At 45.7% G+C, this 19,576-nt stretch carries 19 protein-coding genes and 1 pseudogene; 2 read left to right on the top strand and 18 right to left on the bottom strand.

Annotated features, from left to right (window positions below):
• The 12 genes from GN278_10795 to GN278_10850 form a co-directional block, all read right to left on the bottom strand.
• The gene (locus tag GN278_10795; GenBank protein XAT61186.1) at positions 1–1,140 is read right to left on the bottom strand and encodes a hypothetical protein; all 1,140 of its coding nucleotides are present in this window, start codon (positions 1,138–1,140) and stop codon (positions 1–3) included.
• Entirely contained in the window at positions 1,140–2,417 is a 1,278-nt protein-coding gene (locus tag GN278_10800) for a glycosyltransferase (GenBank protein ID XAT61187.1), read from the bottom strand. Before GN278_10800 ends, GN278_10795 begins: the two co-directional genes overlap by 1 nt.
• Positions 2,386–3,546: a glycosyltransferase gene (locus GN278_10805; protein XAT61188.1), complete on the bottom strand. Its 1,161-nt coding sequence runs from the start codon at positions 3,544–3,546 to the stop codon at positions 2,386–2,388. Before GN278_10805 ends, GN278_10800 begins: the two co-directional genes overlap by 32 nt.
• Positions 3,547–3,557: 11 nt before the next feature.
• On the bottom strand, positions 3,558–4,868 hold the full coding sequence (locus GN278_10810; protein XAT61189.1) for an oligosaccharide flippase family protein: 1,311 nt from the start codon (positions 4,866–4,868) through the stop codon (positions 3,558–3,560).
• A 30-nt stretch (positions 4,869–4,898) separates the two neighbouring features.
• Positions 4,899–5,813 carry a transketolase gene (locus GN278_10815; GenBank protein ID XAT61190.1) on the bottom strand — a complete coding sequence of 305 codons (915 nt, stop codon included), beginning with the start codon at positions 5,811–5,813 and terminating at the stop codon, positions 4,899–4,901.
• 3 nt (positions 5,814–5,816) lie between these two features.
• Entirely contained in the window at positions 5,817–6,662 is an 846-nt protein-coding gene (locus GN278_10820) for a transketolase (GenBank protein ID XAT61191.1), read from the bottom strand.
• Positions 6,663–6,682: 20 nt separating this feature from the next.
• Positions 6,683–7,804 carry an aminotransferase class V-fold PLP-dependent enzyme gene (locus GN278_10825; GenBank protein ID XAT62635.1) on the bottom strand — a complete coding sequence of 374 codons (1,122 nt, stop codon included), beginning with the start codon at positions 7,802–7,804 and terminating at the stop codon, positions 6,683–6,685.
• Between the two features lie 442 nt (positions 7,805–8,246).
• Positions 8,247–8,489 (bottom strand): type II toxin-antitoxin system prevent-host-death family antitoxin, encoded by a 243-nt coding sequence (locus GN278_10830; GenBank protein XAT61192.1) that lies wholly within the window; start codon positions 8,487–8,489, stop codon positions 8,247–8,249.
• Positions 8,486–8,890 (bottom strand): PIN domain-containing protein, encoded by a 405-nt coding sequence (locus GN278_10835; protein XAT61193.1) that lies wholly within the window; start codon positions 8,888–8,890, stop codon positions 8,486–8,488. The genes GN278_10830 and GN278_10835 overlap by 4 nt, the downstream gene beginning before the upstream one ends.
• Complete coding sequence (locus GN278_10840; GenBank protein XAT62636.1) at positions 8,887–9,129, bottom strand: AbrB/MazE/SpoVT family DNA-binding domain-containing protein; 243 nt, start codon at positions 9,127–9,129, stop codon at positions 8,887–8,889. The genes GN278_10835 and GN278_10840 overlap by 4 nt, the downstream gene beginning before the upstream one ends.
• 88 nt (positions 9,130–9,217) lie before the next feature.
• Positions 9,218–9,448 (bottom strand): transcriptional regulator/antitoxin MazE, encoded by a 231-nt coding sequence (locus GN278_10845; protein ID XAT61194.1) that lies wholly within the window; start codon positions 9,446–9,448, stop codon positions 9,218–9,220.
• Positions 9,449–9,555: 107 nt separating this feature from the next.
• On the bottom strand, positions 9,556–9,930 hold the full coding sequence (locus GN278_10850; protein ID XAT61195.1) for a MarR family EPS-associated transcriptional regulator: 375 nt from the start codon (positions 9,928–9,930) through the stop codon (positions 9,556–9,558).
• A 348-nt stretch (positions 9,931–10,278) separates the two neighbouring features.
• Here GN278_10850 and GN278_10855 point away from each other — a divergent pair, with 348 nt between their 5' ends.
• Positions 10,279–10,782, top strand: coding sequence for a transcriptional activator RfaH (locus tag GN278_10855; GenBank protein ID XAT61196.1), 504 nt, complete (start codon positions 10,279–10,281; stop codon positions 10,780–10,782).
• A gap of 117 nt (positions 10,783–10,899) precedes the next feature.
• On the opposite strand, the pseudogene GN278_10860 reads toward GN278_10855, so the two are convergent.
• Positions 10,900–11,124, bottom strand: a pseudogene (locus GN278_10860) (DDE-type integrase/transposase/recombinase).
• A gap of 394 nt (positions 11,125–11,518) precedes the next feature.
• Here GN278_10860 and GN278_10865 point away from each other — a divergent pair.
• Positions 11,519–12,328, top strand: a complete 810-nt coding sequence (locus GN278_10865) for a TIM barrel protein (protein ID XAT61197.1) — start codon at positions 11,519–11,521, stop codon at positions 12,326–12,328.
• A gap of 482 nt (positions 12,329–12,810) precedes the next feature.
• Here GN278_10865 and GN278_10870 read toward each other — a convergent pair whose 3' ends face one another.
• The 5 genes from GN278_10870 to GN278_10890 are packed head-to-tail and all read right to left on the bottom strand — an operon-like array spanning position 12,811 to position 19,545.
• Positions 12,811–14,574 (bottom strand): AMP-binding protein, encoded by a 1,764-nt coding sequence (locus GN278_10870; protein ID XAT61198.1) that lies wholly within the window; start codon positions 14,572–14,574, stop codon positions 12,811–12,813.
• Positions 14,575–14,589: 15 nt separating this feature from the next.
• On the bottom strand, positions 14,590–16,938 hold the full coding sequence (locus GN278_10875) for an amidase (protein ID XAT61199.1): 2,349 nt from the start codon (positions 16,936–16,938) through the stop codon (positions 14,590–14,592).
• Complete coding sequence (locus GN278_10880; GenBank protein XAT61200.1) at positions 16,939–17,655, bottom strand: ATP-binding cassette domain-containing protein; 717 nt, start codon at positions 17,653–17,655, stop codon at positions 16,939–16,941.
• Complete coding sequence (locus tag GN278_10885; protein XAT61201.1) at positions 17,648–18,679, bottom strand: branched-chain amino acid ABC transporter permease; 1,032 nt, start codon at positions 18,677–18,679, stop codon at positions 17,648–17,650. The genes GN278_10880 and GN278_10885 overlap by 8 nt, the downstream gene beginning before the upstream one ends.
• Complete coding sequence (locus tag GN278_10890) at positions 18,679–19,545, bottom strand: branched-chain amino acid ABC transporter permease (GenBank protein ID XAT61202.1); 867 nt, start codon at positions 19,543–19,545, stop codon at positions 18,679–18,681. The genes GN278_10885 and GN278_10890 overlap by 1 nt, the downstream gene beginning before the upstream one ends.
• Positions 19,546–19,576: the final 31 nt, after the last annotated feature.

A 19,576-nucleotide genomic window follows, 5' to 3' on the forward strand; every position in this document is an offset into this window, starting at 1 on the left:
TTAACCGAACTGTTCTTCTAAGCCGCGTTGAAGAATATCCTGGACCGAACTCATGTTCTTTAGATCAAGAGATTGATGCACTGGCGCACTGACGATTTCTTGAGCGATTTCTTCCACGATCGGAAATTTTTCGTCAGCGTTCACCAGATTTGGCAAGGACTGATATGGGGGGGCCAACGTCGGTTCCAAATATAGACCGTACTTCGCAGCAAATCGAATAAGTTTTGCCCGTCCCTTTATGCGGAAAGGGTAACTATAGGGCACTGAATCTGCTGGAAAAATCGAAAACAAAGGCTCTACATTTGACAGCGCTTTTACACATTTGTTCAAGGCCGCATAGTTTTTCTTGCGTTCAAGTTGCATGAATTTGAGGTCAGCGTGTGACAGACCCCATTGAGAGAGCCATTGCAATTTCCGAGGCTGATCACGATTTTCCAGCTCAATTTTGTCATCCGCACAAAGATAGTCATCGATGTTATTCGAGCGTATGCTTTTTAAAAACTGGAGTGGCACTATGCCCCTTTGGGCCAAGCTCTGAACTCCCAGCTTTAGAGCATCAAGTATGGGTTTTTTGGCCGGGTAGTTCCCGAGAATAAACTCATTCCGGCTCAAAGTTTTGTCATTGATTACCAACCCTCCACCATCTGGCAATGGTAAAAACTTTCGATAGCTGAAAATGGTAATATCGCCTGTTGTCCCTAGCAACTTGCCGTTCTGAGCACCTGTAAAACCATGAGCACAATCTTCGATTAGTTTTATTCGTGCCGCATCGCAGAGATTGCGAATAGGCTCAATTGTTGACGCTTTACCCAGATAGTGATTGACGTAGACGGCCCGGGTTTTTGAATTGACGCGCTTTTTGAGATCGTCCAAATCCACGTCCAAATCGGGAAGCAAATTATAATAATGAACTGAAACCCCGCTGTGAAAAATGGTTTGAAGTACGACCTCACAAATCGTTGCCGGGACTAATATTTCATCTTCTGGGCGTAAGTTTAGTAGGCTCAGTCCTGCCCATAAGGCGGCTCGACCATTGTTGAATAATTGAAATGGACTTGGAAATAGATTCTCTTTGTCGTTTGGTATGTGCCTAGAAAACTGACGCTTGGTCAGTGTAGGCAGGACAGTGATGTATCCCATTATGAAGTCGAACCGGTTGGCAGAGCCATATGCTTTTCGACCAAGTGAGAAATTTGAGCCGGGTTCATGCGTTCAAAAACCGCTTCCATAGTTATCGAAGCTTCGCGGATCATGTCCTTGCGCAAGCGATCATTGTCAATCACATCCAAAATGGCAGCGCTCAACGCTTCGGCATCTTCAGAGGCGACAACACGCGCGTTGACGCCATCCTTAAGCAAATATGGAATACCACCAACGTCCGTTGTAACGATCGGCAAGCGGTGGGTCATCGCCTCGTACAACACCCTTGGAAAACCTTCCGTAACACTAGACAGAACAAAAATATCGGCATCCTTCAAAATCTCGTAGAGTGCCGATTCATCCTCAACGTAGCCCACAAATTCAACAGAGTCCGAAATGTCCAAAGCCACGGCTTGCGCTTTCAAGTCAGCCTCTTTTGGCCCCTGCCCTATGATACGCAATTTCAATGTTGGATCTTTTTGTTTTGCGTCCGCGAATGCCATTAGCAATATATGCTGGGCTTTATCGTGGATTAAGGCACCCACATTTATCAAGATCTTTTGGTTCCCATTACACGTATCTTCGCGATTAAAAATGTTCTCACGTGTTAACGTCATCCGCGGGGAAGTATCATAAGTCGGACAACCCCATGCAGCATATTTGGTTTTTAGCTGCCCACCTGCTGCGACCGCAAACAAAGCAGTCTTAACAATTTTGCGTTCCATCCAGCGATTTAGGCCTGCATATGCGCGATAAAACCAGCCAGTGCGCATATCGTCCCATTTGAACATACTCTGAGACGCCTGTTCCCAGTCATCTGCCCCATACACAATATGGATTTTCCGAAAACTCTTGGCCGCCAACCATCCCATTGCACTTGGGTAGCTCGGCAAAAAGACATATAGAACGTCGACTTTTGGAACCACCTTTAGGAGGAGCAGAAACACTTTAAAAAACTGCCAAGCCTTGCCGACTACGCTGACGGATACACCTTGGGCCCTTGGCAATTCAAGAACCTGGATATTTGGGGCCTCAAAAGCAGAATGGATACAACTCTCATATGCTTCATCGCCCTCGCGAAAAACAAAGGTAATCAGCTTTAATTCGGCAAAATGTTTTGCCAAATTGTCAAGGTATAACCTTTCGCCCTTAGAATAACGGTATTCTTTCCCGTCGAAAGCGATTGGGCCTTCCGGCACTACGCCGATAATCATTTGATCTGTAGATTTATTGATTGTCTCAACCCTAGTGTTTGGCCAAGGCCCGCTCATAGACATCAATGTATTCTTGAGCTCTGGCGTTCATCGACATCTTCGTTTCAATAAAAGTTTTAGCTAACATTGTACGCTCTTTTGCCTGAGCGTAATTGCTTAATATCCCATCTAATGTCGTTGCTAAAGCTGGAACATTTCCAAATTCGACAGTTTCACCAGCATCGACACGACGCACATCCTCGCCAGCGCCCGTGTGATCTGTTACGATAATAGGAATTCCACATAAGACAGCTTCAAACGGTGCCCAGGCTCCCTGTTCTTGACGAGACATCTGCGCAACAACATCTGCGTCAATCAGAGCTGAGTTCTTATCAGCGCCACCAATAAATCCAGTGAACATGACTTTATCGTAAACACCAAGATTGTTTGCCAATGCCTTGCATTCGTCCATATGACCATCGTCGCTACCTACGATTACAAGCAGACAATCATCGCGCATCTTGCACAACTCAGCAAAGCCTTCGATCAAGTAATCATTGCCCTTGATGTGATGAACCCGACCAAGGAACATGATCACTTTTTTGTCCGCATCGATGTTATGTTCGACCCTGAAACGGCCCTTTTCTGGCAGGATTTCAAACTCGTCCGTGTCAAAGGGTGGCGAAATCACTACAATTTTTTCTTTATCCAGTGTGGGATCGACACTAAGATATTCAGTTACACCAACCTCGGTTTCTGCAATCAAGAAATCTGCATCATGAAGCATTGCGCGACCCCAAACTTTATCGAAGATGCGTTTGAGAAAATTCTTTCGACTGTAATATGGAACTGCGCCATGCGCATCTAGGACGAACGGAATATTGTTCCTCTTACAGAACTTGTACAATACGACGTTTTGAAACGTCCTGAAAACGTGCATGTGAACGATTTCAATGTTGTCCTTGTCTTGCTGTAACCGGCGCGCCAATTGCGGCATAATTGAAAACCCAGCTTTATCAAACCAAGAAGGCACGATCTGAAACTTTGTTTTCGGAAGGCTATCTGCAAGGGCTTGGTCAAACTTGTAATCCCCAGAATAAACTATGGGTTGGTGGTTTTGTTTTTCCTGTGCTTTGCAAATTTTGTACATCAAGTCAGATGTACCCCCAGCGAAACGAATGGAGAAAAACAAGAAGGCGTGAACGATGTTCATTTTGGCGATCCTTAGAGGCGCAATCCGATTTGGGATTTAATGGAGTTCCAGATATTTGAAAAGTCGTTTCTTGTTGCAAACACCGCTGACGACACAGGCAAGCGGGTTTGGATTAAAAACGAAATCAACATGACAATCGCAGAGGCGAGAGCGCTCAACGAGAAGGCGATTGCAGCACCGAAAGCTGAATATTGCGGGATAAGAACGAATGCTGATCCTATCGCTACCACGAGCGAAATGCATGCAGCAAAAATCGAGTACTTTTGCTTTGCGATGCTGGTGAAATACCGGGTCATGACCTGATATATTGTTCCCATGACTGCGCCTATAAGCAGCATCTGAGCGGTTGCTACAGCCGCCAAATACTCGACACCAAAAACGAATGGAACGATCCAGTCCGCAAAAACCATTAGGAGCAATGCGATGGGAATAGTTATGAGCAAAGACAATCGGCACGTTTGAGCCGCGAATTCATCGGCATCTCGATCATCTTTTAGCTTTACGAGATGAGGAAGCAACAGGGTGCCGATTGTATCTGGAAAGAACCGCACCGCCTCAACAAGCAACATCGAGACAGAAAATAGACCGATAGCCTCATGGCCAGATAAGGCGCCTAGCACCAAAATGTATCCGCGGTAGTTCAGAAGCCCGATCAAATTCTGAAGCCAGTTGCGACTACCGAATTTTATTTGCTTGACAAAGGTCGGAATGGAAACCGACATCCGAAAAGGGCGCACATGTCTCCAGAAAGAAAAGACATACCAAACAGAAAAGAGTGCAACCGCGCCACTCCTTAGCGCAAGTGCTGTACCCACGTCCGACCCAGTCGGGATAATCAGGATGGTAGCGCCCAAAAGTAGCGCGGCCTGAATGATCAGGTTTTTTGACTGTAAAGTATATAGATGGCTACCGTAAATTAGGCCTGCGAAAGACAAATCAACGACGGTAGCAAAAGTTGCGAGCCATAAAAGGCCTAGCCACACTAGGTTTGAACCAAATCCTATCGACGTGAGAAAGCCACTTGTCCGTGCAATCAGCAATAGCAAACCTAAGCCCACGCATGAAGCCAATACAAACGCCGCCGTGTTACCGATTAGGATTCCTCGGTCTACTTTTTCACGATTCAGAAAATATGTATTTGCTTGCGACAACCCTAAATTACTGAGATTCGCCCCCAGCCCAACCATCATGAAAAATAGCGCATATATACCGCGCCCTTCAGGCGTCAGCAGGCGCGCGGTTATCACGCCAATCGAAAAAATGATGGCGGTTGAAAGGAACTTGCTTGAACCAAATACACTAAGACTTCGATAGAAATTCATGTGCAACTCAGTTTCTAGACCGTGATTTTGCTAAAGTACATTGCGCACAATTTCGACAATTGAGCTTGCGTCTAGGTTGTATTCTTTGCGTAAGTAATCCTGATCCCCAACAATACTTGGGAAAGAATCTTCAAGCCCAATCGACTGGAAAATAGACGGACTAATTCCGCCCATCAAACAGGTTTCAGCTATCGCGCCAGCCATGCCACCCGTCTTAATGTGTTCTTCAATACTGACGATGCCACCCGTTTCTACCGCCGCAGCGAGGATGGCTTCCTTATCGAAAGGTTTCACAGAATTCAGTGTTAGAATACGCGCGCTGACACCATCTTGTTGCAATGTCTCTGCTGCAGCCAAAGCCTCAGCCAAGATGGCTCCAGTTACTACAAACGTAATATCAGTGCCTTCACGGACTTTCCTAGCTTTACCTAACTGAACGTTTTGCCCATCCTCAGGAAGCCCAGCCTTGCCTTTGTCCAAGCGCAAATATTTCGGGCCAGGAATTGCGGCCATTTGACGGGTTAGAACGGCCGTTTCCCACGGATCCGATGGCGCAACCACCATCATGTTAGGAAGCGCGCGCATTATGGCCAAATCTTCGGTCGCAAAATGGGAAACCCCTAGCTGCCCATAAGAGAATCCACCACCAACAGAAACAACTGTTACATCACAATCGTGATAGCAAATATCGTTGCGGATCTGCTCGAGACAGCGAAGGGTGGTGAAATTGCCGATCGAATACGTGTACACTTTGTGTCCCTCTAGCGCGAGACCACATGCCATACCTGTCATATTTTGTTCGGCAACGCCCGCATTGATGAACTGGTTTGGGAAGCGTTCAGAAAACTCAGTGAGAACGCCAAAACCAAGATCACCTGTTATCAATGTGACCATCGGATCTTCGGCTGCAAGTCTGGTAAGTTCAGCAATAAATGCATCTCTCATGGTTCAGCCCTCCCACTTCGTTAGATACTGATCTAGTTCTCTAATTGCTGCTTCATACTCATCACCCTGGGGGCTGCGATAGTGCCATAAGACAGAGTTTTCCATAAATGATACACCTCGCCCTTTGATCGTATTGCAGATGACCACAGAAGGTTGGTCGGGTTTGGCCCGGGCAGTGTCAAATGCAGTTTTTAATGCCCTGTGATCGTGGCCGTCAACGTCTGCAACATGCCAACCAAAGGCTTTCCATTTATCAGTAAACGGCTCTAAGCCGATCGTGTCCGATACTGCCGCCAAAGACTGAATTTTGTTATAGTCAACGGCGACGGTCAAGTTGCCCAGCTTGTGATGCGCAGCGAACAAGATGGCCTCCCAATTCGAACCTTCATCGCATTCGCCATCAGACAAAACAACAAATACGCCGTTCGTTTTGGACTGCTTTTTTGCAGCGAGCGCCATTCCGCAGCCAACACTTAGCCCATGACCAAGTGAACCCGTCGATAACTCGACACCAGGAACACCTTTATGTGAGACATGGCCCGAAAAAATGCTACCGTTTTGGTAATGATCTTTCAAACGCTCGGTCGGAAAAAAGCCGCGCTCGGCCAGTGCAGCATAAACGGCAGCACCGGCATGGCCTTTTGAAAGGATAAACCGGTCTCGTTCGGCAAATCGAGGGACTTCAGGGTCTAATTGCATCGTGTGGCCGTATAACACCGACAAAATATCAGAAATCGACAAACCCGAGCCGACATGAGAGCTATTGCCGCGGTGGGTCATGTTTACAATATGACGGCGAATTCGCCCTGCCATATGCTCGGTGTCCGTGTTTTTGTACTGGTCATTCATTGGGCCGGTCACCCTTTGGACTAAACTTTATAGAAATTCAGAACATTTTCGATTACATAATCTACGTCCTCGTAGGACATCGCCATATGCATTGGTAAGAGTAAGCAACGCTCGAAAAACCAATTCGTCCGCGACAGATCCTCGAATTTTTCCTTACCAAACCCAAGACCGCTGAAATGGTGAACTGGCGTTCCTGCCCATTGAACAACGGTTTTGATACCCTTGTCCGCAAGCGATTTGCGCAATTTATCGCGGTCTTCCGCCGCCATCTCATAGTTCTGGTATACATCGAAATAATCGGGATCGGCGTCAGGCCCTTGAGGTGGGTAAAGTTTATTATGGCCGCGAAATGCATTTTCGTAGCGCCGAGCGATTTCCCGGCGGCGCATAATATCTTCATCATAATGATCGAGGCGAATTTGCAAGAAAGCCGCTTGAAGATTGTCCAACCTTGCATTTGTTCCCCAAGCCACAACTTCCCCTTGCTCGTTGCGCCCATGGTCGCGCCACAGGGATAGTTTTTCTGCCATCGCGCTATCATTTGTCATCACAGCACCGCCGTCGCCAAAACAGCCGATCAATTTTGCTGGATAGAAACTCAATGTCCCAAAGCGGCCAAATGTGCCTGCCGATTGGCCCTTAAATTTTGCACCAAGACCTTGTGCACTGTCTTCCAACACATACAAACCATGCCGAGCTGCAACTTCCTGGATGGCCGTCATGTCAGCGCAACGCCCATTGACTTGTGTCGGCATAATCGCCTTGGTTTTTCCAGTAATTTTCTTTTCGGCAGCGACGGCGGACAGCATATTGTTTTCATCAATATCTGCAAAAACAGGGCTTGCGCCAACCATGTGGATAGCCGCCGCAGTTGCAACATATGTATGTGACGAAATGATAACCTCGTCGCCATGGCCAATACCAAGAGCTTTGAAGCCTATAATCATTGCATTGGTGCCGTCTGCGACGCCAAGTGCGTGTTTCACATTCAAGAACCCAGCAAGCGATCTTTCGAAATCTAGCAGGTCTTTTTGCAAAATAAACGCACCGCGCGAACAAACATCTTTGAACGCCGCATCAAACTCACTTTCAAAACGGGTGTAAATTGCCTGGTAGTCAAAAAATGGCACTACTTTCATAATATTAGTTCGCTTTCGTTGATTTTCATGTGTCAAAATATCAATACCCCAGAAGTTAGAAAAAACACCGTTTTAACACCAAAAAATCTTAAGTCACTGATTTATAAAATCAGTAAATCGTCTTCATTTCTAAAAGCGTACGTAATGTCAACTGCACCTAAGGCACCCCTAAATTCATCGTCAGTTAGAACTGCCCGTAACCTTTGATTATATTGATATGTCCGTGGTGGATTATATCGGCACTCATTCCTACGTATACACTACCCATGATAAAGGCCGCTTGGTAATATTGACTAGAATTTAAATCTGGTGATTTGTGATAAACACTGGGAATATATCTCGCGTCGCAAAACTCAGCCGACTTCCCATAACGCCCCAACGTCGGAACACTTAAGCTCCTGAACTGGTTTCGACTTAGCTTCAATGGGTTGATCTAGAAGGTGCACTACCAATTCAACTTTCTTGATGTGCTTTCAAGGTTTTCTGACAAGCCATTTTTAATTGCGTCTCGCATTCCGGGCACCGACAATAATTGAAGTGTTTCATTCATTGCCTGCCAATCACTTTCAGCCATGAGAACGGCATTATTATTCTTGCCGGAAATCAAAACTGGTTCGCGCTTTGCAATCGTATTCTCAACTAGGTCGGGTAGTTTGTCGGACGCTTCTTTAACACTGAGAGTTATCAATGTGTCGTTCCTAACAATTCGACGTCATCTAGCTTTGCTAATTTTTGATCGAAGGTTTTCAGGATGCGGTTCTCAGCTCTTTGAGCCGCCTGTCGGATCATAAGGTCTGGAAAATCATAGCCCTCTTCTCGATAAAGATTTACAACCGAGGCGATGTCTTGCGCGTTTTCAACCGAAAGCTGGCTTACGGTCACAATACTCAGCAGCGCCTCTGCAATTTCTTCACGTGAATATTTATAGGACCGCTCGAGAACCCAGACCAATTCGATAATAACTTCGCGACATACATACCCTGGCGCATCGCTCGTGAAGCCCTCGATCAAATCAGCAGCGACCTGGAACTGAGCAGCGTCATCTTGGGCAAGATAACGAACCAATACGTTTGTATCGAGAGCAATCATGACACGCTTTCGATGGCTCCTTCAGCGATCGCTTCATTCATTTCCTCAAGCGAAACTGTCCGCTGACCCGGACGGTGCAACATACCAGCAAGCTCACGGACGTGCCTTGCCTTTAGCATTTGAACGCGACCATTTTCTACAATGTAGCGCACCGAGTCACCTGCCTCCAAGCCAAGCGCCGCGCGCACGTCTCTGGGAAGAGTTGTCTGGCCTTTTGCAGTAACTTTGGATTCTTGCATCATCTTCACCCGTTCATTCTAGATAAATTCAATTTTAATATAGTAAGGATTTTTACAAAAAGCAATTCAATATCATAAAAGTAATGCATTATCGCAAAGAGAGTTCCTGAAGCATTGTGCGGCTTTCATCCATGACCACTTCAGCTTTCGATAATGCGTCTAGTACTGCAGGATCGTGAGCATGAATTTTCAAGCTATTATCGTCTGACCGCGTGACATACACTGTGTCACCTTCATTTACGCCTAAGACAGCTAACATATCAGCACTGATTGTAATGGCAGCGGAATTTCCCACTTTTCGTATCTTGGTCTTAAACATGAGAGTTAGGCCTATATATCTTCAAAAGAACGATCATTTTTTAATGCAGAGCTACCCATAACCTTAAATTATATTGAGATGCCTGAGACTTTACCAATCAATACTATTCACGTATCGTCACGACCTTTGATCACTGGGTCATACGCTAATCCAGCCTCACGCTCCAAGAGTTCAATTTCTGCCCGCAAGTCATAATACTCCTGACGCTTGCGTTCAATAAACCTATGTGTCAGCAAAGATTTCTCCCGAACACCCTTAGGAGTCAGCAGATAGGCATACTGCCCCTTGCGTGGATTATTTTTGAAATTCTCAAGCTTTACGAACCCTTTTTCAACAAGGGCCGTCAGAACGTAATAGGCAGAACCGTTTGATATTCCAACCTGATCTGCAACCTGACGTGAGGACAGCTCTGGATTGCCATTTATAAGACGCATCACGCGTAGGCGGACATCTTCTTGCTGTTCTTCACGCCGGCTAGCCAAAGTGGACCTTTACAACAGCTACCGCACCAAGCCATCCCAAAATGATGGGGCCAGCCGTGTTAAAACTCAAATTTTGATCAACCATTTTCATAACCGTTCAACTTTGAACTAATAGCCTATGAAATTTAATTGATCAAGCCCTGCAGACAGCTCCACTCGCGCAAAAGGCATATAAGACAATGAATTTAAATGCAATTTTAATATAAAACTAAAATATTTTGGGCTTTTTCCTTATAATTCAAATACCTCCACAAAAAAAACCATATCAGCCGCACCCTCTTTTTTTTTGAAGTTATGCGTGGTAAGTAAGTTCAGAATTGAGCATTTAGTTGGAGATGGCTGCTATATATGTCAGAAAAAATTTGGTTCCTATTGCAATTCAAACCAAACTCGCACCGTTTGGCAGAGCGAAATCTATTGCGCCAGAATTTTGAGACCTTCTTACCGATGCAAGAAGTGACTAGGCGCAAATCAACGCGCTTTGTAAATGACCTTCGCCCCTTGTTTCCAGGCTATATGTTTGTTGCCTTTGACCATCAAACAGCCCCATGGCGCAAAATAAACGGTACGTTTGGAGTTTCGAAACTTGTAAGCTTCGATGGAAAACCAAAGCCTGTACCACTTGATCTTATCGCCGGCCTAATGCGGCGGTGTGATGTTGCCGGCAAGCTGCTCCCTTCAAGACGACTCGCCCCAGGCAATCAGGTTAAACTTCTCACTGGACCCTTTGCAAATTTTGTTGCCAAGGTAGAAACCATAGACTCGAACCAACGCATTTGGATACTGATGAAGTGCATGGGTCAGCGCACGCGGGTACATGTCACAGCCGATCATTTACAGCTTTCAGATTAGTTTAGCACATTATTTCGAAAATATTTTAGCTCGGAAAATTTTTGTCTTCCAGCCATTTGTCCAGACACCAGATATGTAGCATGATCCGTTACCAATGAGCAGGCTTGGCCTGTTTTACACTAGGGCGTTATCGCAGCCTGATGCCCCCAATGCCAATTCAATCGTCTCGGTCACATCACTGGCTCGCATGGTCGTGCATAGCTTCCATGCAATAATGTAACGGCTGTAATCATCCAGAATCGTTGACAAATAGTAGCAACCCCAACCAATGATCTTGAAATAGGTGAAGTCTGTTTGCTAAATCTGGTTGATGGCCGTCGTTTTATCTTTGAACTCTTCGCTCAACCATTTACATTTGTTGTTCCCCAAAAAAGGGGTTTGATGCCCCCCAACAAACCAAACAGAGCCGGACTTTAAGCAATATCGAGAGTTTTGCATAGAGCGGTTGACAGTTAAATATCTAAATCTGGCTTACAGTTATAGGTTCGGGAGCCAAGGAACGCACTGAATCGACTACATCAAGGATAAAATTAGGCGACCAATGCTAATTGTTCTTTCGAACACTTTCTTTTTTATCCCCAGTCCCAAAAGACCGGTTAAGTTCAGATCTTTTTTCATTCTCCAAAATGGTAATATCTGCCAAAATCTTCGAGATTGCCTCACAGATAAACTTGGTTATTCTAAAGTAAATCAATTCAGAGTTTGCTTTGCTTAGTCTTGCAGTTGGAAGGGCGCCATGCATTTTTCAATAAACCATATGACTGCACCAAATTTAGAATGGCTAGATTTTCTGAAACTCGCAGATGAAGTTGGTGTGGAAGGAGTGGAGTTTCGAAATGATCTTTCAACTCCCTTGTTCTCAGGTAGTCCGCCAGAAAAGGTGGCTGCGGCTTTGAAGAAAACTGGCCTTCGCTGCTTTGGGCTTTCGCAAGTCTACCCATTTAATTCCTATTCAGATGAAATATCACTTGCTGTAAAATCCCTAATTGAATCAGCCAAGGCGTATGGTGCACAATCAATTTCGTTGATACCGCGCAATGATGGGACCGGCAAAGGCACCAGAGAACGCCAAACTAATCTCCGTTTAGCATTGCGAGAGATTAAGCCCATGCTTGAAGAGGCGGGCATTATTGGCCTTGTTGAGCCTCTTGGGTTTGAACGCTCATCCCTGCGCACCAAAGAAGAAGCTTTAAATGGGATTGAGGGAGTAGGCGGTGCCAATGTATTTAAAATTGTGCATGATACTTTTCATCATCATTTGGCGCAGGAAACTAGTTTTTTTGCGGAACATACAGGAATTATTCATATTTCAGGCGTCGTTAATCCAACCGTAAGCATTAATGAAATGGAAGATGAGCATCGCGTTATGGTCGATTGCAAGGACCGCCTTGGCACTGTTGAGCAGATAAAGTCTCTTCTAGAACTTGGATATGGAGGCCCCATTTCGATGGAATGCTTTTCCCCTGAAATCCACAAATCGTCATGCATAGCAGAGATGTTGCAGTCATCCTTTAGCTTTGTCACAGACAGGCTCGTTTATGCGTGAAGCTCTTGAATGCTCAAGATATTCCGAACTAATTGAGCATATTCAATAAGCATATTAGACTTTTTATCATCAAAATCTTTATATTATTTAATTAAATAAGAGATTGGTGTAAAAATGACAAAACCGCCTTTCTGTAAAATGTAGTTTATTCAACGGCTAAGCACGAACAACAGCACGAGATCGACAAAACTTTGCAATAAAACAATATGGTTAGTAACCTCGGCGCCAATGACCTTTAGATTTTGCAGGTTCAGCTCAAATTTGTGAGTTTATATTAGCTAATTGAAACCAAAGGGTCACCTACCTAGGGCATTTATTTTTAAATAGACTCATTTTAGAATCTGGCTTCCTATATTGAGCCTGATGTCTCCTGTGGCCTGGCCAATTTTGCCAGTAGTAAAATATTAATATTAGAACCTATATAGCTGTATTTATTATAATTTATTAGATTAGCAGAATAAGACACTTTATGTTTCATTTACTCATTTAGTATTCTCCAGGAACTCTATCATTCTATCACGCATCACAAACTTTTGTGGCTTGCCAGTAATGGTCATTGGTAATTCTTCGACTATCGCGATGTGCTTAGGGATTTTAAAATGTGCAATTTGACCTTCACAATAAGAACGCACAGCGTCTACAGATATTTCTTTATTTGGCGACGCGACAACCCAAGCGCAAACCTCTTCTCCAAACTTTTCATCTGGTATGCCAAAAACCTGAACTTCCGAAATATCTGGATGGCGAAACAGAAAATCTTCAACCTCTCGTGGGTAAATATTTTCGCCGCCCCTTATGATCATATCCTTCACCCGGCCAACGATATCGCAAAAACCTTCGCTATCGATCACTGCAAGATCGCCGGTTAACATCCAACCGTCGACAATAGACACATGTGTTTTCTCCTCATCGCCCCAATAGCCTTTCATCACTGAGTAGCCACGTGTACAAAGCTGTCCGCTGGTTCCGACCGGAACGATAGAGCTGTCTTCATCAATAACTTTAGCCTCAAGATGGGGATGAATACGCCCCACTGTGCTGCATCTTTTTTCAACAGGATCATCGATAAAGCTTTGAAATGAAACAGGCGAAGTTTCCGTCATTCCATAACAAATAGTGACTTCTGCCATATTCATTTCACTGATTACACGCTCCATTATATCTATTGGGCAGGGAGCACCGGCCATAATTCCAGTTCGCAGTGAGGTCAAATTGTATGATTGACTTTCCATTTTTTGGAGCATGGCAACAAACATTGTTGGAACGCCGTAAAGCGCTGTGCACCGCTCAGATTGAAGTGTTCTAAGCGTTTCTTCGGGGTCAAAGCCTTGGCCAGGAAAGACCATTGTTGCCCCTTTGCTAACACATCCCAGTGCCCCCATAACCATTCCAAAGCAATGGTAAAGTGGAACCGTAATGCATAAGCTATCCATCTCTGTTAAGTTGATTCGGTCCGTTACAAAGCGGGCATTGTTTATAATATTATAATGGCTAAGCGTTGCGCCCTTAGGGGATCCAGTTGTACCGGAAGTAAATTGGATATTTATGGCATCATCTGGGTTTAAGGTGCCTGTTATCGCCTCTAAGCGAAGCTGCTGAGCCGGCCCGCCAAGCTGCGTGACTTGCTGAAAGCTTAACATCCCACGTTGAGGCGTTTCGCTCATCGAAACCACAATCTTTAGAGAAGGCAGTTTGGAAGCATTAAGACGACCGGGTTCACAGTGTGCAAGTTCGGGGGCCAAATCTTGAAGCATTTCCAGATAGTGAGAATTTTTAAAGCTTTCAGCCAAAACAAGAGCTTTGCATTGAACCTTGTTAAGCGCGTATTCAAGCTCGGACAAACGATAGGCGGGGTTAATATTGACCAAAATCAAGCCAATACGGGCGGTTGCAAACTGGGTTAAAACCCATTCGTATCGATTGGGCGACCAAATACCAACCCGATCCCCTTTGTCTAGACCCAGCGCCAAGAGACCTGTCGCCAGAGCATCAATTTCTCGATCAAAATCATAATATGTCAACCGCCTATTTTGATCAGGGAAAACTGCGGCATCCCTCGGCCCATGCCGCGAAATAGTTTCGCGCAACATCTGGGGAATTGTTTTAAAATGAAGAGGTTGGTTTGTATCCCCTGAAAGATAAGAGGTCCCATCTTGCGGCACGCTTTGGGATGTTTCATTTTGTCTTTTTTGTTCGGAAAACGGCTGTGCCAAACTTGGGGCCAGACTTTCGTTTAGAATAGACACTTTAAAACTCCCTATCTACATTACGCGCCAATCGCCGATCTGTTCAAATGCATGAGCCGCCTGATAAATTTTTAATTCACCATATTGCCGCCCAACCAGCATCATGCCAATTGGCAGCCCCTCGCTCAGTCCACATGGAACATTCATCGCCGGCAAGCCACCATTAAACGGGGCAGTGTTGCCGATCATTTCAAAGGCACGCTGCACGTAAAGACTTATTGAACAATCCGCAGGCGGAATTTTCTGCGCTTTCATTGGTAAGGTTGGCATTAGCAGTACATCATATTGGCTTAAAGCTGCAGTATATTTTTCATTAACTTTGCGCATCAAGTTTTGAGCTTTTCCGTAAAACCGGCCCCGGTATTGTTCTTGAAAATACTCGCCAAGAAACATGCAAACTTTCAAAGAATGAGTGAGCTCATCAGATCTATTTCGCCATTGTGCCATATGATCCATCAGGGAAGGTAAAAACAAGCCTTTGTAATTTGACCCCCCCGAATTTCCATTCATCATATGATCTTGCAGGCCCTCAACAGTTATTGCTGTCCAGCAATCGACCGCCAGATGATGTTCAGGGACCGAAATTTCTTCGACGATTGCCCCAATTTCGCGAAATTTTTCTGCAGCAGATAAAACTTTTTGGTCTACATCTGCCTCGCTTTCAGGTCGATGAAACCCTTCCTTCAAAATTCCGATACGCAAGCCATGTGCACCGCGACCCAACGCCTCTGTATAGCGGAAAACCTCTGGTTTATGCTGCCGCGGATCAAGACCATCTTCCCCGGCCAGAACTTCCAACAAAAGTGCATTGTCTGCGACATTGTTGGTCACTGGGCCGACATGATCAATGGTCTGCTCAATTGGCATAACACCTGTGTACGGCACTAATCCATGCGAAGGTTTCATTCCATAAACCCCGCAATTTGAAGCAGGTATTCGAATGGATCCACCCTGATCTCCGGCAATGGCCATATCAACTTCGCCCGCAGCAACCAAAGCGGCAGATCCGCCAGAAGATCCACCTGCCATATAGCCGTGTTTCCATGGGTTATGGATGGGGCCTTTCGCATTGGTATGAGAGCCGCCAGACAAGCAAAAATTTTCACTATGGGCTTTGCCTACAATCGTTGCGCCTTCATCCAACATTCTGGTAACAATCGTGGCATCAATTTCGGGTGTGTATCCCTCCATGATGGATGACCCATTCATCATAGGAACACCAGCAAGGCAAATGGTATCCTTAAGCGCAATCCGCTTGCCTTTGAGAGCGCCATCCATTGCGCCCCGTACCTCGGTTTTGACATACCAGGCATTAAGGGGGTTTTCCGAAAAATCAGGAAAATGCCCGGGCGCGCGAGGATAGCGAACACTAGGCAGGTTATCAGGCGTGGCATCCAGCCGATCATAGGCTTGGATATAGGGCTCCATGATTTCATTATATTCGGCCAGTTCTTCATCAGTCAGGCTCATATTGAATTTTTCAGCCATAGCCCGCATCTGGGCCAAGGAAGGACGTTTTATGGTCATGTTTATCACCGAGCGTTGAGGAATTTCGATTGAAATTTGATCTGATTTCGAAGGGGCAGAGCTTTTGATAGTTGCGTTGCCTGAGGGTGAATTTTTGCGCGTCGACCGCGCGGTTCCAAACCCTAAGAACTGATCTACTTTGGCTTGATCAGCCAATTCCGTTTTTGACAATTCACCGGAAATACGGCCGCGCTCAAGCACAAGTACCCTGTCAGACAGATCCTTGATGAAATCAAAATTCTGTTCGACTAATAAAATCGATAGTCCGCGTTTTTTCTTAAGCGACACAAGAGTTTCAGCCATCTCTTCGATGATTGAAGGTTGAATACCTTCTGTCGGCTCGTCCAAAAGCAAGAAATCTGGAGCGCCCATCAAACACCGAGCAAGCGCCAAAAGCTGTTGTTCACCCCCAGACAGCGCACCCCCTTGGCGAGACAGCAGCCGTTTGAGACGTGGAAAATCGGATAAAATGACTTGCAGGGCGTGCTCTTGGCTTTCTTCACCATAATCTTGATAGGCAAATCGCAAGTTATCCAGAACGGAAAGCTGAGGAAATATGCCGCGTCCTTGCGGAACATATCCAAGCCCCAAGCCGGCGCGTTCGTTTGGAGACAATCCATTAATTTCTGTACCGAAAAACCGCATTGTGCCTGTATTGGCTGGCAAAAATCCCATGAGCGATTTTAACAGAGTTGATTTCCCCATGCCGTTATGCCCCAAGACACCAACAATCTCGTTTTCTGCCACCGAAAACTCTACGCCATGAAGCACGGGAACTTTGCCATATCCACCCGAAAGCCCGGTTACATTCAAAGCTATGTTGCGCTCGTTTTCCATCTAGGCCTTCTTTCCCAAATAAACGTTGCGCACGGTCTGATCGGCCATCACACGGTCCACATGATCTTCAATTAACATGGCACCTTGATGAAAAACGCTCACCGTAGAGGCGATTGACCGAATGAATTGCATATCATGTTCCACAATGATCACAGCGGCCGATTTCAGCATCTCGTGGATGATGTTGGTCAAGCTATCCACATCCTTTGCCGACATTCCTGCTGCCGGTTCATCCAGCAGTATCAACCAAGGATCCGCCGCCATCACGATGCCTAATTCAACACGCTGTCGCTCTCCATGGGCAAGCTGGCCTACATCTGAATTAATTATGTCACCAAGGGACAGTCGCGATATGACCTCATCCGTCATTCTATTGGCATCTGTGACGGATAGAAAACGCCTGGCTGCCAACCAGATATTCTCAAAGGCCGTGAGACCGTCCAAAACACTTGGAACTTGGGTTTTTATACCCACGCCTAATGACGCGATTTCATGTGGTGACCAGCCTGTAACCTCTTCGTCGCGCATAAACACTTGACCCCCGGTTGGCTCTAACTGGCCTGTAACACATTTAAAAAAAGTGCTTTTACCTGCGCCATTTGGGCCAATTAGACAACGTAGCTCACCAGCGTTTAGCTTGAAATCTACGTTATCTACCGCGCAGATGCCGCCAAAACGCATATTTAGGTTTCTGGTTTCTAAAGCCACTTCAACCATTGGAAATCACCCGAGTGCCACGGCGAGATTTACGCAGCCGCTTTCGGCGCCGGCCAAAGCTTGCAGCCCAAAGGTCTGAAATTGCTGGAACAATACCCTTTGGCAAAAACAAGACAAATAAAACAAGGATCAAGCCCATGATCAATGTATTGTCAATCATTGATTGCTGACCCAGCAGAAATTTCAAATAGGCAAGGCTCGCTGCACCAATGATGGGACCCAAGCGGGTACCAAGGCCGCCGACGATGCACCAAATAATTATCTCTGCTGATTGGCCTAGGCTAAATAAGCCCGGAGTGACTATTTCGGCCCAATTCGCAAATAGACCACCTGCCAATCCGGCAATGGCAGCGCCTATTGCGAAAAGAACAGTTTTTCGAGCACGAGTATCATATCCCATTAACGACATGCGTTCATCATTTTCGCGAATGCCGATGGCAATCCGGCCAAAGCTTGACCGCAACAGCCATGAAACAAGCAAATATACAATCACCAAAGCCGCAAAACAAAAATAGTAAAATGCGTCGCCCCAAATATAGTCGTCAGGCCGGCCAGGTATGTTCAAAGTTTGGAAACCAGGAATGCCGTTATAGCCTCCTAGCCGTGCTTCACCGATAACATAAATTGGGCTCGCCGTAGAATTAATGAATTTAAACAATATTAAAGTCACCACCAATGTAATCACGCCAAGATAAACATCTGCCAGACGTCCATAAAACATCATCGCGCCCATCAAGGCGGCAAATGCCGCCGGAACTAGAATGGACAAAATCAGAGGCAGTGTACTTTCACCAATATTGATAGCTGAAATCGCATAGGCATAAGCTCCGAGCCCAAAAAAAGCAGTTTGCCCAAAGCACAAGATACCGCCAAACCCCCAAATTAGTCCTAAGCTGAGCCCCAACATCCCATAGATTAATAAAATCGAAAGGGTGAAGGTGTTGATCGCAAAGGGCAAAGCATAAACCAAAATCAAAGCGATCGCGATGACAATAACACTTTCTTTTTGCCAGCTTTTAGGCATTAGAGCTTACCCTTGAAAAAACGGCCTGTGACACCCTGCGGTAAGAGGCGCAGTAAAATCACAGCCGCGATGAGCATGGCAACGTCCCCGATCACCGGAGAGGCCACAAAGGAAAAAACCTGACCGACAAAGCCAAACAATGCGCTACTCGACAAAAGTCCGGAAATCAGCGCCGGGCCACCTGCGATCACGGTAATGAACGCTTTTGCGATAAAGGCGCCGCCCGACGTTGGAACCAGCCCCACCAAGGGCGCCAAAATAGCGCCGGCAAAACCTGAAAGCGCTGAGCCCACAAAAAATGTTGCCATATATATCCGGTCTGGTGAATAGCCCAAAGCGGACGCCATGTCCGGATTTTGCATTGTACCGCGCGCAATCAACCCCAGGCGTGTGGTTTTTAGCACCGCCAACATCACCAAGATTAGAACCACTGAAACGATAATTATAAAGAAATTATAGCCATTGATTTGATAGTCGCCAACAGCAAAGCCAGGAATTGGCGTTGAAATACCGGTTGTCGTGTTCCCAAAAATCATCGTCGCGCAACCGATAAAAAACAGGCTGAGCCCCCAAGTCGCAAGCATGGTATCAACCAGTCGACCGTAAAGATGGCGGATCACCAGACGCTCTACAATCAATCCAATAAGCCCGACAACAATCGGAGCGATTATCAACATTGCTATAAATATATTTACGCCCATGTTTGCAGAGGTAATAGCGGCGTAACCTCCAAGCATCATGAATTCCCCATGCGCCAAATTAATCACCTTCATCATCCCAAAAACAACCGCCAAACCTGCGCTTATTAAGGCAAGTGAAGCGACTGCATAGAGAATTTCCACCAAAATGACGAAGCCAAAATCCATTTTTTACCTGTAATGTTTGGGCGCGTTTCGT

The organism is Rhodobacteraceae bacterium Araon29 (assembly GCA_039640505.1).
In the GTDB taxonomy this organism is placed as follows: domain Bacteria; phylum Pseudomonadota; class Alphaproteobacteria; order Rhodobacterales; family Rhodobacteraceae; genus CABZJG01.

What these genes read in the sequence shown, in the direction of transcription:
- GN278_10795 (XAT61186.1), bottom strand. Translation starts at nt 1,140, where the DNA reads ATGGGATACATCACTGTCCTGCCTACACTGACCAAGCGTCAGTTTTCT.
- GN278_10800 (XAT61187.1), bottom strand. Translation starts at nt 2,417, where the DNA reads ATGTCTATGAGCGGGCCTTGGCCAAACACTAGGGTTGAGACAATCAAT.
- GN278_10805 (XAT61188.1), bottom strand. Translation starts at nt 3,546, where the DNA reads ATGAACATCGTTCACGCCTTCTTGTTTTTCTCCATTCGTTTCGCTGGG.
- GN278_10810 (XAT61189.1), bottom strand. Translation starts at nt 4,868, where the DNA reads ATGAATTTCTATCGAAGTCTTAGTGTATTTGGTTCAAGCAAGTTCCTT.
- GN278_10815 (XAT61190.1), bottom strand. Translation starts at nt 5,813, where the DNA reads ATGAGAGATGCATTTATTGCTGAACTTACCAGACTTGCAGCCGAAGAT.
- GN278_10820 (XAT61191.1), bottom strand. Translation starts at nt 6,662, where the DNA reads ATGAATGACCAGTACAAAAACACGGACACCGAGCATATGGCAGGGCGA.
- GN278_10835 (XAT61193.1), bottom strand. Translation starts at nt 8,890, where the DNA reads ATGATTGCTCTCGATACAAACGTATTGGTTCGTTATCTTGCCCAAGAT.
- GN278_10840 (XAT62636.1), bottom strand. Translation starts at nt 9,129, where the DNA reads ATGCAAGAATCCAAAGTTACTGCAAAAGGCCAGACAACTCTTCCCAGA.
- GN278_10845 (XAT61194.1), bottom strand. Translation starts at nt 9,448, where the DNA reads ATGTTTAAGACCAAGATACGAAAAGTGGGAAATTCCGCTGCCATTACA.
- GN278_10855 (XAT61196.1), top strand. Translation starts at nt 10,279, where the DNA reads ATGTCAGAAAAAATTTGGTTCCTATTGCAATTCAAACCAAACTCGCAC.
- GN278_10865 (XAT61197.1), top strand. Translation starts at nt 11,519, where the DNA reads ATGCATTTTTCAATAAACCATATGACTGCACCAAATTTAGAATGGCTA.
- GN278_10875 (XAT61199.1), bottom strand. Translation starts at nt 16,938, where the DNA reads ATGGAAAACGAGCGCAACATAGCTTTGAATGTAACCGGGCTTTCGGGT.
- GN278_10880 (XAT61200.1), bottom strand. Translation starts at nt 17,655, where the DNA reads ATGGTTGAAGTGGCTTTAGAAACCAGAAACCTAAATATGCGTTTTGGC.
- GN278_10885 (XAT61201.1), bottom strand. Translation starts at nt 18,679, where the DNA reads ATGCCTAAAAGCTGGCAAAAAGAAAGTGTTATTGTCATCGCGATCGCT.
- GN278_10890 (XAT61202.1), bottom strand. Translation starts at nt 19,545, where the DNA reads ATGGATTTTGGCTTCGTCATTTTGGTGGAAATTCTCTATGCAGTCGCT.